Source organism: Parabacteroides vesiculifaciens (assembly GCF_049860805.1).
Classification (GTDB): Bacteria; Bacteroidota; Bacteroidia; order Bacteroidales; family Tannerellaceae; genus Parabacteroides.
In genome coordinates this window covers 3,209,600-3,225,267 of record NZ_CP187555.1, presented here as the reverse complement: position 1 = coordinate 3,225,267, position 15,668 = coordinate 3,209,600, and the positions used below count along the sequence as shown (strand labels likewise).

At 43.6% G+C, this 15,668-nt stretch carries 13 protein-coding genes; 9 read left to right on the top strand and 4 right to left on the bottom strand.

Features of this window, described 5'->3' with window-relative positions:
- Nucleotides 1–21: 21 nt before the first annotated feature.
- The 4 genes from ACPYIV_RS13065 (at nt 22) to ACPYIV_RS13050 (ending at nt 6,413) form a co-directional block, all read left to right on the top strand.
- Nucleotides 22–915, top strand: a complete 894-nt coding sequence (locus ACPYIV_RS13065) for an Rpn family recombination-promoting nuclease/putative transposase (protein WP_425883383.1) — start codon at nt 22–24, stop codon at nt 913–915.
- A 326-nt stretch (nt 916–1,241) separates the two neighbouring features.
- A complete protein-coding gene (locus ACPYIV_RS13060) occupies nt 1,242–2,294 on the top strand; it encodes a hypothetical protein (protein WP_425883381.1) in 1,053 nt (350 codons plus the stop codon).
- Between the two features lie 30 nt (nt 2,295–2,324).
- Nucleotides 2,325–3,335: a fimbrial protein gene (locus tag ACPYIV_RS13055; protein ID WP_425883379.1), complete on the top strand. Its 1,011-nt coding sequence runs from the start codon at nt 2,325–2,327 to the stop codon at nt 3,333–3,335.
- Nucleotides 3,336–3,353: 18 nt separating this feature from the next.
- Entirely contained in the window at nt 3,354–6,413 is a 3,060-nt protein-coding gene (locus ACPYIV_RS13050) for a fimbrial protein (protein WP_425883377.1), read from the top strand.
- Nucleotides 6,414–6,638: 225 nt separating this feature from the next.
- On the opposite strand, the gene ACPYIV_RS13045 is transcribed toward ACPYIV_RS13050, so the two are convergent.
- Nucleotides 6,639–6,920 (bottom strand): prevent-host-death protein, encoded by a 282-nt coding sequence (locus ACPYIV_RS13045; protein WP_425883375.1) that lies wholly within the window; start codon nt 6,918–6,920, stop codon nt 6,639–6,641.
- 367 nt (nt 6,921–7,287) lie between these two features.
- On the opposite strand from ACPYIV_RS13045, the gene ACPYIV_RS13040 reads away from it, so the two are divergent.
- From ACPYIV_RS13040 to ACPYIV_RS13030, 3 genes are all read left to right on the top strand, one after another.
- A complete protein-coding gene (locus ACPYIV_RS13040; RefSeq protein ID WP_008154165.1) occupies nt 7,288–7,845 on the top strand; it encodes a DUF3575 domain-containing protein in 558 nt (185 codons plus the stop codon).
- An 8-nt stretch (nt 7,846–7,853) separates the two neighbouring features.
- A complete protein-coding gene (locus ACPYIV_RS13035; protein WP_293732120.1) occupies nt 7,854–9,323 on the top strand; it encodes a DUF3868 domain-containing protein in 1,470 nt (489 codons plus the stop codon).
- 102 nt (nt 9,324–9,425) lie between these two features.
- Complete coding sequence (locus tag ACPYIV_RS13030) at nt 9,426–9,770, top strand: hypothetical protein (protein ID WP_293732119.1); 345 nt, start codon at nt 9,426–9,428, stop codon at nt 9,768–9,770.
- A gap of 120 nt (nt 9,771–9,890) precedes the next feature.
- Here ACPYIV_RS13030 and ACPYIV_RS13025 read toward each other — a convergent pair whose 3' ends face one another.
- Genes ACPYIV_RS13025 through ACPYIV_RS13015 form a run of 3 tightly spaced genes read right to left on the bottom strand, consistent with a single transcriptional unit; the run spans nt 9,891 to nt 13,336 of the window.
- Nucleotides 9,891–10,520: a thiamine diphosphokinase gene (locus tag ACPYIV_RS13025; RefSeq protein WP_293739037.1), complete on the bottom strand. Its 630-nt coding sequence runs from the start codon at nt 10,518–10,520 to the stop codon at nt 9,891–9,893.
- Nucleotides 10,504–11,112, bottom strand: a complete 609-nt coding sequence (pnuC, locus tag ACPYIV_RS13020; protein WP_293732117.1) for a nicotinamide riboside transporter PnuC — start codon at nt 11,110–11,112, stop codon at nt 10,504–10,506. Before pnuC ends, ACPYIV_RS13025 begins: the two co-directional genes overlap by 17 nt.
- A gap of 13 nt (nt 11,113–11,125) precedes the next feature.
- Nucleotides 11,126–13,336, bottom strand: a complete 2,211-nt coding sequence (locus ACPYIV_RS13015) for a TonB-dependent receptor (RefSeq protein ID WP_293732116.1) — start codon at nt 13,334–13,336, stop codon at nt 11,126–11,128.
- A 566-nt stretch (nt 13,337–13,902) separates the two neighbouring features.
- On the opposite strand from ACPYIV_RS13015, the gene rimP reads away from it, so the two are divergent.
- Entirely contained in the window at nt 13,903–14,370 is a 468-nt protein-coding gene (rimP, locus tag ACPYIV_RS13010) for a ribosome assembly cofactor RimP (RefSeq protein ID WP_293732115.1), read from the top strand.
- 7 nt (nt 14,371–14,377) lie between these two features.
- Nucleotides 14,378–15,652, top strand: coding sequence for a transcription termination factor NusA (gene nusA, locus ACPYIV_RS13005; protein WP_293732114.1), 1,275 nt, complete (start codon nt 14,378–14,380; stop codon nt 15,650–15,652).
- Nucleotides 15,653–15,668 lie beyond the last annotated feature (16 nt).

Sequence of the window (15,668 nt, the reverse complement as noted above, 5' to 3'; positions counted from 1 at the left end):
AACCACTAAAACCATATAACTATGGCAATATTTATCAATCCCTTTGTTGACAGAGGTTTTAAAATCCTTTTTGGTAAGGAAGAAAGCAAGATTTTGCTGATAGACCTCTTGAATGATCTTTTTGAAGGTGAGCATATCATCTCTGACCTTTCTTACCTGAATGTGGAAATGCCGGCAGAATGTCCGGATAGCCGGGCGGCAGTGTTTGACTTGAAATGCCGTGACCAAGAAGGCAACTTTTTTATAGTCGAAGTACAAAATGCTCGTCAAGATCACTTCTATGAACGCGGTTTTTATTATCTTTGTCGTACGGTCTGCGCTCAAGACCGGAAAGGGGATGAATGGGATTTCTCCCTTTGTCCGGTTTACGGCATCTTCTTTTTGAATTTCAAATCCGGCAATACGGATAAGGTGCGTACAGACATTGTGCTGGCCGACCGCGAAACCGGCTGCCAGGCAAGTGGCCTGATGCGGCAAATCTTTTTGGAAATGCCCTTCTTCGACAAAGAAGAGGCGGAATGTGAAAACGGATTGGATTATTGGCTTTATACGTTGAAATATATGGAAAAGTTAGAAACTCTGCCTTTCAAAGGCCAGAAAGCCCTCTTTGAGCGGCTTGAAAAATTAGCTAAAATCGTCAACCTCAACAAAAAAGAGCGAGATGAATATGAAGAGTGCCTCAAAGTTTACCGCGACAACAAAAACGTCTGGGACTACGCCCTCAGAGAAGGCCGCCAGGAAGGCCATGAAAAAGGCCGTCAGGAAGGTCGCGAAGAAGGTCGCGAAGAAGGTCGCCAGGAAGGTCGTGAAGAAGCAATATACCAAATAGCCCGCAACATGAGAGAACGTGGGATTGATCTTGCTTCTATCATTGCTTGCACCGGTCTGGATGCCGAAGCGATCGTTGCCTTGTAATTTATAGATATAGTTGTGTCAAAAGCCTTATCGATGTGAGTATGATGCTTTTGGCACAATTCTATTTATTCCTTATACGCCGTTCTCATAGCCAAACCTTTCATAAATAACGGTAATTCTATTAAAACTCGAAAATATCCCCGTTTAGTCCTCTTTTCTATCAGAACCTCCTGTTTTGTCGTTATTTCTATCGCATTTAAAGGGTACGCCTCTCAATCTTTCCTCTGGTATTTTTACCTATTAATCTTGAAAGTTTCGCCTATCGCCCCCTCTTTATATTCCCCCTACTTTTGCTGACGTAAGTTAAACGAAAAAATATTAGGGTTATGAAACTAAAGAATATATTATCCGTATTGTGCTTTTTATTTGTAGCAGCCGCTTGCTCGATGGAAGATGATATCCTAAATGATGCAGGAAAAGAAATCCAGAATCAAGATACTAATAGGGAAGCTATATTAAGCTTTAATTTGGATGCAAATGCTTTACTTACTAAAGCAACGGTAAATGCTACGGGCGATAAAGAATTGAAGTTGAACAATTGCGTATTGGCATTAATGCAAGGCAATGATGTTCTTTCGGTAAGAACATCAAATGATATTGCTGAAACTGGGAAAGTGAATGGCGTAACATTTTTGACTAAAGTAAAAAGCGGTTTGAGTGTTATTGCAATAGTTAATGTAGCTGATCCTGCTGCTTATTTAGGTGCAGCGACCCGTAGTGATTTGAATAAAGAAGTTGTAATTGATCCTAATGGTACAGAGTGTTTAGTCAAACAAGGAGAAAAATTAATTGAATTCCCTGCAGGCTTCGGCTCTTCTTCTACAGCTCAGACCGAAGAAAACACATTGTCGGTAACCATTAAGGTTTCTCAATTAGCCGCAAAAATACAATTGTCTGAATTTAATATCAGATATGCAACTGGTATTCAAAAGAAAAAAACGGTAACTCTGACTTCTGTGTCTTTTGATAATATAAACAAAAAAAGTCATGTATTCAATGAATCTGCACTTCTAAAAGATTCTAAAACATTTGAAATGAATAGATCTTTAGCGGAAGGTGAAAATTCAATAGGTAGCTCTATCTATTCTTATGCAAATACGAATGCATCCTCTCCTGTAAAAATGACATTGACTTTCCGTATTGATGAAGTTGGCAGTATGCAAGCAGAAACTGTTACAAAAACTTACGTCATTAATAAATCAAATGATAATACAACATTTGAAGGGGAAGGAAGTAATAATTATGTAAATTCTGGCTATCTTTATCGTGTAAATGTAAACATGACGGTTAATACTCATGTCGTTGATACCGATGTTATTTGCTATACTCAGGATTGGGAGCATGATGAGGTGTCTGTAGATATGAGTGAGATTAAATAATTAGGGTATAAACGGGTAAATTTTTATATTATGAAACTAAAGAATATATTTGGATTAATATCTGCAATGAGTCTGATGCTGGTTTCTTGTTCAGAGGAATCGGCGATTGACGGACCGGATGTGATAGGAAAACCTGATACCTCTTTTGATATCACACTTGTTTCCGGAGGAGTTGAAACGAAAGCTGCTCCAACCGGATATGAACATGCAACGGCGGAGGAAATTAAAATCCAGACTTGTGCTGTTGCTGTATTTGCAGGAGATGGAGATAGTAGGATGGTTGGATTTAAATATTCCACATTTAATGGAACTTCTAATGCTACCTATGAACAAAAAGAAGCTTACAAAGTTGCGGATATTGAGACAAGGTCCGGCAATGTTAAAATATTGGTGGTGGCTAATTCTACTTTGAGTGAAACAGAATTAAAAAAATTAGATACTTATGCTAAATTCAAAAACCAATCAGTCGCTTATGACGATGCAAATTCTTTTGTTGCATCGAATCTGATTAAGTTTGGCGAGGTTACAGCACAGATAGCAACTACAGCTAAGTCTGAAATAGTAGTTCCACTTACTCAAGTTGCAGCGCGGGTAGATGTTACATATAAAGTAACAGTTGAAAATGGTTGGAATGCACAAATAGAAAATAATACGATAAAAGATATTAACGTCCGATCACAAGTCTTTTTGCCCAAATACGATATTAATAATTATACATTTGGCGATGCCAATTTGAAAAACAAGACAAGTGTTCCAGTCTCTGATAATAAGATGTCTTTTTATACGTATGAAAAAAATACTCCTGTTACTATAGAAGTACCGGTAAATTTAAGTTATGGCGGCCGTTCTGAAAAGAAGACGTATAAGCTCTCTTTATTGCCGGCATACGAAAAAGACAAGTGTTCGACAAATGGTATTGTACATGGTCATTATTATGAGGTTACAGGCAATATGTCGATAGATGTAGAACTTAATTGTACAATAGAGTGGGAAGTGAAATCTCTTGAATCGGTGTCAGTAACAATTCCTGATTTTGAATAATACATAAAAACATTGGATATGAAACGATATATAAATATTATAGGATTTTTATTTTGTCTTTTTGCATGGAATGCTTGTGTGGACGATGATATAGTGAAAAAGGACAAAGATGTGATAGATGGAATACCGACGACGGTTTCTCTCTCTTTCGCAACGCAGGATGCTGATAAGGTTGCGACAAAAAGCGAAATAGATGTAACGGAAGAGTATCGTGTGTATAATATGCTGGTTTTTGTGTTTAAACAAGTGAATGATACTTGGGTAAAAGAGACAATGACGGAGGCCTATACAACAACTTCCAACAAAACGGCTGATGGCGGATCTACTGCAGGCACGGTTTCACTTTCTATAACTTCAGGGATTAAACGTATTTATGCTGTTGCGAATGGGAAAGGTAACCCTTTGATGCCAATTGCTAATCTTGAAGCTGTCGAATCATTAGATCAGTTTTTAGCATTGACAGCTATCATGAATACTCAAACAGTTGAGCGCGGACAATCTAATTTGGTAATGAGTGGTATGTTTGAGACAGGGAATAATGTAGATGGTACGGTCACGATTAGCCCCGAAGATAATAATAAGACTCTATCTTCAGGTAAGATCAGACTAAAACATTTGGATTCTAAGATTACATTTGTCGTAACTACTGCGGATGGAATATCTTTTACTCCAAAAGAATGGAGGGTAGTTAATGTCCCAATTGCTTCTAATGTCATAGAAAAAAACTATGTAGAAGGAGGGACCGATCATGATGCTGTTGGTTATGACGCAGCCGACGATTATTTCACTTCTCCATTATCTAATTTTGAGAAAGCTATTGATGGTGATGTGACAAAGGGGGGGAGTTTTACCTTTTATATGTTGGAAAATAGAAAGAATGTACAAGGTGACATCAATAAGGATGCACGAGATAAAAATGTTGTTCCGTACCAATTAAGGGAAAAACAAGAGAAAGAAAATAAAGGGCAGGATGCAAGTGGTAATACCATTGTGGAGAATGGAGATTATATATATGCTGCAAAATATGCCACTTATGTTGAAATGACAGGCTCTTTCCACCAAAATGCTACAAGTACTGATGTTGAAAAGAGTGCAGAAGTAAAATATACGATCCACTTAGGGTATGAAAGCGATGATGCAAGTAATTTTAGAAGTAGAAGAGCTTGTGATTATACATATAATGTACGTGTAACGGGCGTTACAGCTATTGAAGTGGAGGTTGAAACTTCAGATCAGGAAGAGCCGACTGAAGGACAGCCGGGTGCAGAAGGGGATGTGGTAAAATCGAAAGAATATATTTATGTCGATGCCCATTATGTGACCAAGTCTATAACTTTTTCAAAAGAATTAGTTTCTGATGATGCCTCTTTCCGTGTTAAGACTCCGTATGATCCGAATGGAATAGGAGATAATGCTACTGATTATGAGTGGGTGTGGTTTGTGCAGAATGAAAAGGTAGAGGATAGGACGGAAGGAACTCGTGGATATTATACATATTCAGAACAAGTGACTTTGAAGTGGCGTGAAGACATTCAATGCTATACAGGTTCAAATACTGATACTTTTGATGAAGATAATAGTGATTATGCTTGGCGTAAGCGTAGTAGGGAGTATAAGTATGGTTATAAAAAACGTGAATGGACTCCAGCTGTTCCAGCTTCTAATAATGGATGGAAGTATAAAAAAGGAGAGACTAATTTTGCTTCTTTTGTAAATAGTAAATATAAGAATACTTCAGGAAATTACTCTGGTACTGATTATGTCGGCAAGCGAATAAATATTAAAGACTTAATCAAATTGTTGCAAGCTCACAAGAATGAGGAACCCAGTGCAACTTCGATTTATGATGCTGAAGGTAAGGCTGCATTTACCGTATTTATAGATGAGTTTTATTATGAAGATCATGCATCAGACTGGAAGGAGTTTGTGAATGTCCCGAATCGCGAAATGCATATTCTTTGCGATACGAGATACAGTCAAGATCAGGAAAGCAGTTTGACAACATCTAATTTCTTGATTAGTCAGAAGTCTATTAAAACATTCTACGATCTGGATAATGCTGCAACCGCTTGGGGAGTGGAAACTGTTCGTGAAGGTGAGATGTTGAATAAAGGGAATATAAATTCTCGAAATGCCAGTTTGACCAATGGCCGTTGGAATATGTACGACTATATGAAGTATACAGGGAATAGTTGGAGCACTTATGTTCAATCTTCGACTAACACTCTTACGAGTACGTATAATAAAGTAGCGTATGCTTGTTTACAACGGAATCGGGATTTGAATGGAGATGGATTTATTTCTGATGATGAAGTTAGATGGTATCTGCCTTCAATCAATCAGATGGTCGGTATGTGGACCGGGCGTAATGGATTCTCATCTTCGGAGGTTTACCTGTTTAATGGTGATCCTACAAAGATTGTTGGAGAGAGTGGTCGTGATAAGTACCATTTCCAGAATAGTAATAATGTTATGTTTTGGGCGGAAGAAGGGGCTGCTACAGGAAATAATAATGATAATAATCCTTTAGATTACCGTTGTGTCCGTAATTTAGGGGGGTATTATAAAGATACTCCTGAAAAAGCAAAGGAGCCTCTTGATTATATATCTTATGATCCGAATACGCGGATTTTTGATTTGACAAAAATGAATAGTAAGGCTATTCGTACCGATTTTTATACAGGAGAGCTTGCTGTTACGGATGAACTTAATCAGGCTAATCGTCCTTATAAATATTTCAAGGTCGCAAAAGAATTGACATCAGGTGAAATTACCCAAAAGGAGGTTTATGAAGGTAAAAGCCCGTGCAAAGATTATTCGGAATCGAATGATGATAAAGGTACTTGGCGTATGCCTAACCAAAGAGAGCTTATGCTGATTGTTTCATACATAGCAACAAAGGATATAACTTTGTCTCGTACAAGATCTTCTTTGAAATTGAAGGAGAGAGCTCAATTTGGCTCTGTGTTTTATCAGCAACTAAATGATAATACTGGAAAAAATATTATCGGTTTGTATCCAAATAAAGATAACACTAAATTTAATGTTCGTTGTGTAAAGGATGTGAAAAGCAAGTAACTTCAAGATAAGAATTTTTTGAGGCTTCAGTCTTAGGTGTATCCTTGGGCTGAAGCCTCTTTCTTTGTAAACCACTCTTATAAAGACCGGATTGGAGTGTAAAAGGGGAGGTCTGGTTCACCCGGCAAGGCTGCCGTATTTCGTTGCTTTATGAAACCTGCCGAGCCGAATCCATTTTCGTAAAGGGCATGCACGTCCGTGCTTCGGAAGTAGTCAACAAAAAACTCAGATGGGCGCGTTTCGAGAGGGAATCGGAGAAGTAATACTTTCCCATATATTGTCAATATCATTGATTTTTGTCGTCTTTCCTTCGCGGATGGCTCTTTCGGCATCTTTGATCTTATTTATCAGGGCAGGGCTTGTCGACAACCTGTCTGACTCGGTAATGGGGATAAGCATATAAGCCTTGTCTTTTCCTCTTTGAACAATAATTTGTTCATTTTGATCCGCCAAGTCAAAGTACAATTTTTGATTGTCATTAAATTCACGACTGCTAATAATCCTCATAAAAACCTCTCTTTCGTTTTAATCATACTTTAAACTTTTGCGAATATACGGAAAAGTTTTTAATCCTGCTTATAGTTTTGGGGTGCTTTTTGTCTTCTTGATTCTTTTTATGGTGAAGCTTGTATGATGAAGTCATCGATATGATAATATTTCCGTGTGTTAATCGGTATTTCTATCGTCCTGTCCCTTTTTCGTCGGTATTTATATCACACGGTTCGTTCTTGGTAGCTTTGCCCGTGAAACTTGAAACGTGCACCTATCGCGCGTAGTAAAGACTTATTCTATTTTTGTATCGGAATAAACAGTTTTATCTCCTTTGTTGTTTAATATGCGATAGAAAAACAAAAGATAATTAAAAATGAAGTGTATGAAAAAAGTACTTTTCCTCTTTTTGCTTCTGGCCGGAATGACGAACGTCTATGGGCAGAAGTTTGCGGTAAAGTCAAACTTACTGTACGACGCGACTGCAACGATCAACTTAGGGGTTGAGATGGGATTGAGCAAGAAGTGGACACTGGACTTGTCTGGTAACTACAACGGGTGGAAGTTTGGCGACGATATGCGTTGGAAACATTGGATGGTTCAGCCGGAGGCACGTTATTGGCTATGTGAGAAGTTTAACGGCCATTTTCTCGGAGTGCATGCCCATTATGCCGATTATAATGTCGGCGGGATCAAGTTCCTGAGTAAAAATATGGAGAATTATCGTTATCAGGGCAACCTCTACGGAGCCGGCTTGTCCTATGGCTACCAATGGCTGCTCAGCAACCGGTGGAGCATGGAGGCAGTGATCGGTATCGGATGGGCGCATCTGGACTATGATAAATATCCGTGCGCATCATGCGGCACGGTCCAGAAGAGCGAGACGAAAGACTATTTCGGGGTGACGAAGGCTGCTCTTTCTATTATTTACTTTATTAAATAATCGGAGCTATGAAGAAGACAATGAAAATATATATGATGGCAGCAGCTTTGCTGGCTGTCGTTTCGCCGGCTATCCTGGCTCAGGCCCCGGTAAAAGTGGTTAGTAACGAACTGAGACAAAAAGGAAATGAACTGGTTATCGACGCCGTGATCACGGTCGACGGCAGCCAGATCAAATCGCGTGAGAATCTCTCCCTGACACCGGTCCTGGAATCGGCTTCGCAGAAAGAAGGGCTGCCTTCCATCTTGTTGAACGGACGGATCAGCCAGAAAGTCTATGACCGCGAGATCGCGTTGAACAATTTGCAGGATGAACCCCGTTTTCTCGTGGTGCAGGCCGGAAAGGGCAATAGTGTGATCAACTATAAAATGACTGTCCCTTTTGAAGCGTGGATGAAGGATGCGCGCTTCGTGCTGGTCCCGAATATGTGCGGATGCGGCAAGGAAGCACAGGGCGCACCGCTGCTGATCGCCGACAAGGTTGTGACTCGTCCGGACAAGCGGTATGAAGTGCAGCCTACTCTGGCTTATATTTCTCCGGAGGCCGAAACGGTCAAACATCGTGCCGAGGTAGGAACGGCTTATCTGGACTTCCAGGTGGGTAAATATGCGATCCTTCCGGATTTCCGTAATAATGCGGTGGAACTGGCAAAGATCGACAATACGATCAGTACGGTTGTAAACGATAAGAACATCACGCTGGAAGGTATTATCCTGAAAGGTTTTGCATCGCCCGAAGGCAGCTATAAGTCCAATACGGTCCTGGCCGGCAATCGTGTGAAAGCGCTTTCCGAATATATACGGAAGAAACATGACTTCAAGCCGGAGCTTTTCACGTTGGAAAACGGTTCAGAAGATTGGGAAGGCCTGAAAGCGAAAGTGGAGGCCGACCGGAGTGTCCCTTCACGTGAGGCTGTGCTGGCTATCATCAACAGCAATGACGACCCGGATAAGAAGGATGCCAAGCTGGCAGCTTTGGATGGTGGCGCTCCTTACCGGTATGTATTGAAGAATATCTATCCTTCGTTGCGTCGTTCCGACTACCGTGTCGCTTACCAGGTGCGTTTCTTTACGGTCGAAGAAGGCCGCGAGATTATCAAGACACGTCCGCAGCAGTTGAGTTTGAGCGAAATGTTTGCGGTGGCCAACAGCTACGAGATCGGAAGCAAAGAATATAATGAAGTGTTTGAGATTGCGGTCCGTATGTATGGCGATGATCCTGTCGCTAACCTGAACGCCGCCAATATCGCATTGTCGAAGAACGATCTGGATGCCGCCCGGACTTATCTGGCTAAGGCTGGCAATAGCCCCGAAGCCATCCATGCACGGGGTGTCCTGAACCTGTTGGAAGGGAATCTGGACGAGGCAGGAAAGCTGTTGGAACAGGCAAAAGCTGCCGGTGTGAAGGGGGCTGCGGCCAATTTGGACGAGTTGCGAAAGAAAGAGGCCGATAATCAGCTTTTTGATAGCTTTGAGTAGTATGATTGAGACTTTTGCAGTACAACGATTGCAGGAATAGCCCATATCTTTGCAGTATAGAGTTTGCATATAAAAGATTGAGGATTTAAAATTAAAAAAATTATGGAACGCATAGCTGATGTCGAGAAAGTCTTGATCAATGAGATAGACAACCAGAATGGTGTCTACTTATATCTTGAAGGCAATTCATGGTGCGCGTATGAACGATCTGCTTATTATCTGGCCAGGTTGAATGTGCCGGTAGTACTGCAGAAAGAAGTGATCCGTGAAGGATATGATGTGGTTTTGTTAAAAGCATTGTTTGCAGTGGATGACATGTGTTTGCCACTGGCTCCTAAAACGGAGTTGAAAAAGGTGGCGGATGACAAGTTACAGTTCCACATTTATGACAACATTGATGGTTTTCCCGAGTGGAAGGCTTCTCAATTGAATAAGTTGCCTGCGTGACAGGCGTAGAATTGCATTTTTATTAAACAGCCGTGAGGCTTGAATAAATATTAAGTTGTAAAATTGAGGGTGTATTTTGTCCCGAAGGCTGATTGTAAGATCCCCTTCGGGACTTTTTATTTAGAAAGTACGGTAGACTATGACGCGGGCCTCCGGTGAGAGGGTGATGGTGAAGTTATTACCTGTCGCTTCGTTTAATGTGCCTTGCCACCAGGCTGTCAGCCGTCGGTTGCGGATGGGCCAGCGCAGTCCGGTAGTGGAAATCGTGGCGGAAGGGGCAAGGGAGAAAAGGGACACTTGGGTTCCGGGCTCGCTTTCCAACGTCGTTGTCTGGCTGATGGGGGTGAAAATGCCATAATCCGAAAGCATCTCTATCCGGTGGAACAGTGGGGCATAGTCCATCAGCAGGGAGATATTGCCCAACGTATGGTCTTCGCGCAGCCCGGTAGCCCCTAAGATCAGGACTTCCTGCTGTCCGGACCGGTGGGCGAAACGGACGGATTTCGTCAGGTCGTTTATTTCCTGGTCCTCTACGATATGGATGCGGTCGGCATAGCGTTCGCGGAAACGGGGCGGGATGCTGTCTAAGTCGCCGACAATGGCTGCCGGGGGGATGCCTGCTTTGTCTAATGCCTCGACGGCCCCGTCACAGGCGATGACGACAGAGGCTTCGTGAAGGAGACGAAGCGGCAAAGCTGTTTGAGGAAAACTGCCGTTTGCCACGACTACGCAATTATAAGGTGCTATCATTTTTTCTTATTCCTTTCTTTTTCCAAGTGTATAATCCGATTGCCGCCAGTACGGCGTAGCAAATATAGAGAAACATTGTGGGATAGAGCCCACGCAGGTAATAAAGATAGACGGACACGCAGTTGACGATGATCCAGAATATCCAGTGTTCGATGATCCGGCGGGCCAGCATCCAGGTGGCGACGATCCCGACGGCGGTGGTAAAAGCATCGCCGACCGGTATCGGCGAATCGGTGAAATGATGCAAAACGTAATAGAGCAACGCAAACAGGGCGAGGATGGCGAAGCTGATCCCGGCAAAAAGGCGGGGCGTCATATTGCGGTAGAGGATTGCTTCTTGGGAGGCGGCGGCTTCACCGGTTCCGGACGTTCCGGTCCCGCTCTTGCGTGTCCATTGCCAGAAACCGTATATGCTGATCGCTACATAATATATATTCAATCCCATATCCGCATATATCTTTGAAAAGAAAAAGACAAAGACATAGACAAGGGAGGTGAGGAAACCTACCACCCACATGGCCCGGTGCTGCCTGATCTCCAAAAACAGATAAAGCAGCCCGGTCAATACTCCGAAATATTCCAATAGTTGCATATGATAATTTGCTTTAAAACCTGAATGTGACTCGCGCCATCGCGTTTGTGCCTGCTTGGGTGAAATAGCCGTCTTCTTTATAGCGTTCGCCGCCGACGATTGCCGAGTAGACCCAGGCATTCGTTTCATATTGTTCGTTGAACAGGTTGTTTACTGTGACATCGAGGGCTATTTCTTTCATGAACTTCGGTTTGAAAACATATCCGACACGCAGATTGCTGACGAAATAGGGATCGATGGAACGCTCTTTGCAAGAGGTGTTGTCGATATACTGGCGGCCGACAAACTGGGAATTGAAGCTCGCACTGAATTGTTTCCAGCTGAAGTTGAACATACTGTTGGCGATGATGTCCGGCGAAAAGGCGATATTGGTCGTTCCTAAGTTGTTGCGATCCTCGCGCAGGTAGTTCCAGCCGGCATCGTAGACCTCGATGCTTTCGGTGAAGTTCTTGATCTTGTTCCGGCTTAGTGTCAGGTTTGCGCTCCAGTCTAACCAACGGGCGATTTCCACGCCTCCCGTGAGTTCTATTCCCATCCGGTAGCTGTCTTTGATATTGGAAGTGAGGGCTTCGCCGATTTCGCTGATTTTCCCGGTCAGGATCAGCTGGTTGCTGTAATCCATGAAGTAAAGGTTGGCGCCGATGTGGAAGCGCGAGTTGCCGAAACCGTAGCCGGCTTCATAATCGTAGAGTGTCTCATGTTGCGGGCGTTCGTCTTGGCCGGCTTCGGTGAAGTTGTCGCGGTTCGGCTCGCGGTTGGCTACCGAGAAGGAGACGAAAGCGTTGTGGCCGCCTTTCTGGAAATTAATGCCCGCTTTGGGGTTGAAGAAGTTCCAGTGCTTGTCGACATCCACGTGGTCGCCGGCTTTGTCGTCGCTACCTTCGATGGTGTAGTGGATGCCCCGGTACTGCATGTCCAAATAGCCGTTCAGATAGGGGTGGAACTGGTAGTTGGCCTTGGCGTACATATTATAGTCCAGCTTGTCGCCCGTGTTACGGTAATATTCGTAGTCCGGTTCGGGAAGGCTGTTCGACTGCTTCGCCCACATGACGCGTCCGAAGTGGTCGCCATCGTAGCGGTTGATGGCGGCTCCGGCGGAGAATTGCAAACGCTCTCCCCGGTAGTTGGCGCTGTAGATGGCTCCGTAGAAATCGTTTTCCAGCCACTTGCGGCGGACGAGGTCTGTCTTGGCAATGGTGTCTCCCTCGCTGTCGATATAAGGAGCCAGTTTGTAGCTTTTGAATTTGGCTCCGCTTTTATAATCTTCGTAGTAGCCGGCCCCATGTGTGTAATGGAGCGTCAGGTTCATATTCCAAAGGTCGCTAAGGCGTTGGCTGGCAGTAAGATGGTAGTTCTGCTGCTGGTAGTTGTCCGTCTGGTTCTTGTAATATCGGGTGATCCCGTCTTCCTCATATTCCCCGCAAGGATTGTAGGTGCGGTTCGAGTCCAGCATATAGGAGGGGACGCCGGTCCATGCCTGGTAGGTCTTTTCGATGCTGCCGAATGTCTGGAAGCGGATCAGCGTGTTATCTCCGTAGTAAGCCGCCGAGGCAAAGTAGGAGTGCATGTTGGCATCGGCCCGGTCGATGTATCCGTCGCTTTGGATATTGGAATAACGGGCATCGAAGACGAAATGGTCCTGTAGCAGCCCGGTTCCGAGCTTGACCATGTTTTTGACTGTCCCGTATGAGCCGGCCGAGACTGAATATTCGGCATAAGGTTTCAATTCCGATTTCTGCGTCTGCATGGCGACGGTGGCCCCGAAAGCGGCTGCCCCGTTGGTCGAGGTCCCGGCTCCACGCTGTATCTGGATATTATCGACCGAAGAAGCGAAGTCCGGCATATTCACCCAAAAGACCGTGTGCGACTCGGAGTCGTTGACCGGTACGCCGTTGACGGTGATGTTGATACGGTTGGCATCCGTCCCCCGGATGCGGAAGCCGGAATAGCCGATGCCTGTTCCCGCATCCGATGTCATGATCACGGATGGCGATTGGAGGATCAGGAAGGGGATTCCCTGCCCGTCGTTCCGGCGGCTCAGTTCGTCTTTTGTTAGTTCGCTGTAGGCAACCGGTGTCCCTTTGGCTACTTTGGTTGCGGTGACGACTACTTCGTCCAATGAGATGTCTTTTGTGATTCTCAGTGAATCGGCAGGCATGGTTGTCTTGCCTTGCGCCGACAATGTCACTAATAATGATGAGGCAATGATAAAAACTCTTTTCATCCTTTTTCTTTTTGATAACCTGAATTTTAGAAGGAATAGCAGAGGTGGGCTGTTTTTACTGAAGATACACTTTTTCCCTTCGCCGGCATTACCCGTCCAGGTTCAATGGGTATGATCTCAGCCTGCCTTCCTGTTTCTGGGCGTCATTCCGGCAAGCACCCCTTATATTCGTAGGCAAAGGAACGAAAAAAACGGGTAATGATCAAATACTTTAGGATGGCTACACCAAAAGAAGACCTTTTTTCGATATTTTCTTCCTTTCGTATTATCATTTCGATAGCCCAAGAGGATATTTGCTATCAAATAGAATGTTAAAAAATATTACCCTTGCGGGTAATTTTCAAAAGATGCCCTATTAATTTGAATTAGATGGGATAGGGGTGTCATTTTGATAATAATCCGTTACCGGGGATATAGGCATAATATATACACGATAAACTCCAGAATATGCAGAAAAAATATATATTTATTTGAAAACTCACTGATTATTTGTATATTTGCGGGCGATTAAGCGAAGATGAGGAGGGGGCGGGCAGTCCCCTTCTTTTGTTCTTAACTGTATGTATATGATTGAAAAGGACGTGATAAGTCAGTTGGTAGAAGAAAAATTAGCTTCTTCCGACAATTATTTAGTAGACGTAGTGATTAAACCAGGTAACCTGATTATCATAGAAATAGATAATGATGAGGGTGTTTGTATCGACGACTGCGCGGAATTGAGCCGCTATGTGGAAGGTCACCTGGACCGGGATGTGGAAGACTTCGAGCTGGAAGTCGGCTCCGCAGGCATAACATCTCCGTTTAAAGTGCTTCGCCAGTATGTGAAAAATATAGGCAATGAAGTGGAAATGCTGCTTAAAAACGGCACGAAGCTGACCGGCGTATTGAAGTCGGCCGACGAAAACGGAGTGGTAGTCACTGTTGAAAAACAAGTGAAACCCGAAGGAGCCAAGCGTAAAATGACTGTCCAGGAAGACCAGTCATATACATTCGATGAAATAAAATATACAAAATACCTAATAAGATTCAAGTAAAAAGATTATGGCCAAGAAAGAGGAAACAATCAGTATGATTGACACACTTGCTGAGTTCAAGGAGTTGAAAAATATAGATAAAGATACGATGATCAGCGTGTTGGAAGACTCATTCCGCAACGTGATCGCTAAAATGTTCGGTACGGATGAAAATTACGACGTAATTATCAATCCGGAAAAAGGTGACTTCGAAATCTGGAGAAACCGTACGGTTGTCGCCGATGAAGAACTGGAAGATGAGAATCTTCAGCTGACACTGACTGAGGCCCGCAAGATCGATGCCGACTGTGAAGTGGGCGAAGAGGTGACCGACGAAGTGCATTTTGCCGATTTCGGACGTCGCGCCATCCTGAACCTGCGCCAGACGCTGGCTTCAAAGATACTTGAATTACAGAAAGACAGCTTGTTTGCTAAATATAAGGATAAAATCGGCAACATCATCGCAGCCGATGTTTATCAGGTATGGAAGAAAGAGATCCTGTTGTTGGACGATGAGGGGAATGAGTTGCTGCTCCCGAAAACAGAACAGATCCCGACAGACTTTTACCGCAAAGGTGAAACCGTACGTGCTATCGTACAGCGGGTGGATAACTACAACAACAATCCGAAGATCATCCTTTCCCGTACGGACAAATTATTCCTGCAGCGTTTGTTCGAACTTGAAGTGCCGGAAATCAACGATGGCCTGATCACCATCAAGGCGATTGCCCGTATTCCGGGAGAGAGAGCAAAAGTGGCCGTTGAGTCGTACGATGACCGCATCGACCCGGTTGGCGCCTGCGTCGGAATGAAAGGTTCACGTATTCACGGTATCGTTCGCGAGCTGAGAAACGAGAATATCGATGTTATTAATTATACATCCAATGTATCGCTGTTTATCCAGCGTGCATTAAGCCCGGCAAAAATTTCCTCTATACGAGTGAACGAAGAAGAACGTAAGGCAGAGGTTTATCTTCGTCCTGAAGAAGTTTCATTGGCTATCGGTAAGGGTGGTTTGAATATCAAGCTCGCCTGTATGCTGACCGAGTATGCTATCGACGTCTTCCGCGATGTGGAAGGTGCAGATGAAGAGGACATCTATTTGGATGAATTCTCGGATGAAATCGACAGCTGGGTAATCGAAGCACTGAAAAATATCGGGTGCTACACGGCGAAGAGCGTATTGGCTATGAACCGTGAAGAGATTATAGAACGTGCCGACCTCGAAGAACAGACAGTTGACGAGGTACTTGCTATCTTATCTGCCGAATTTGAAGAAGAACAGGATGAAACCCAGGAATAAGTATTACGACAAAGTT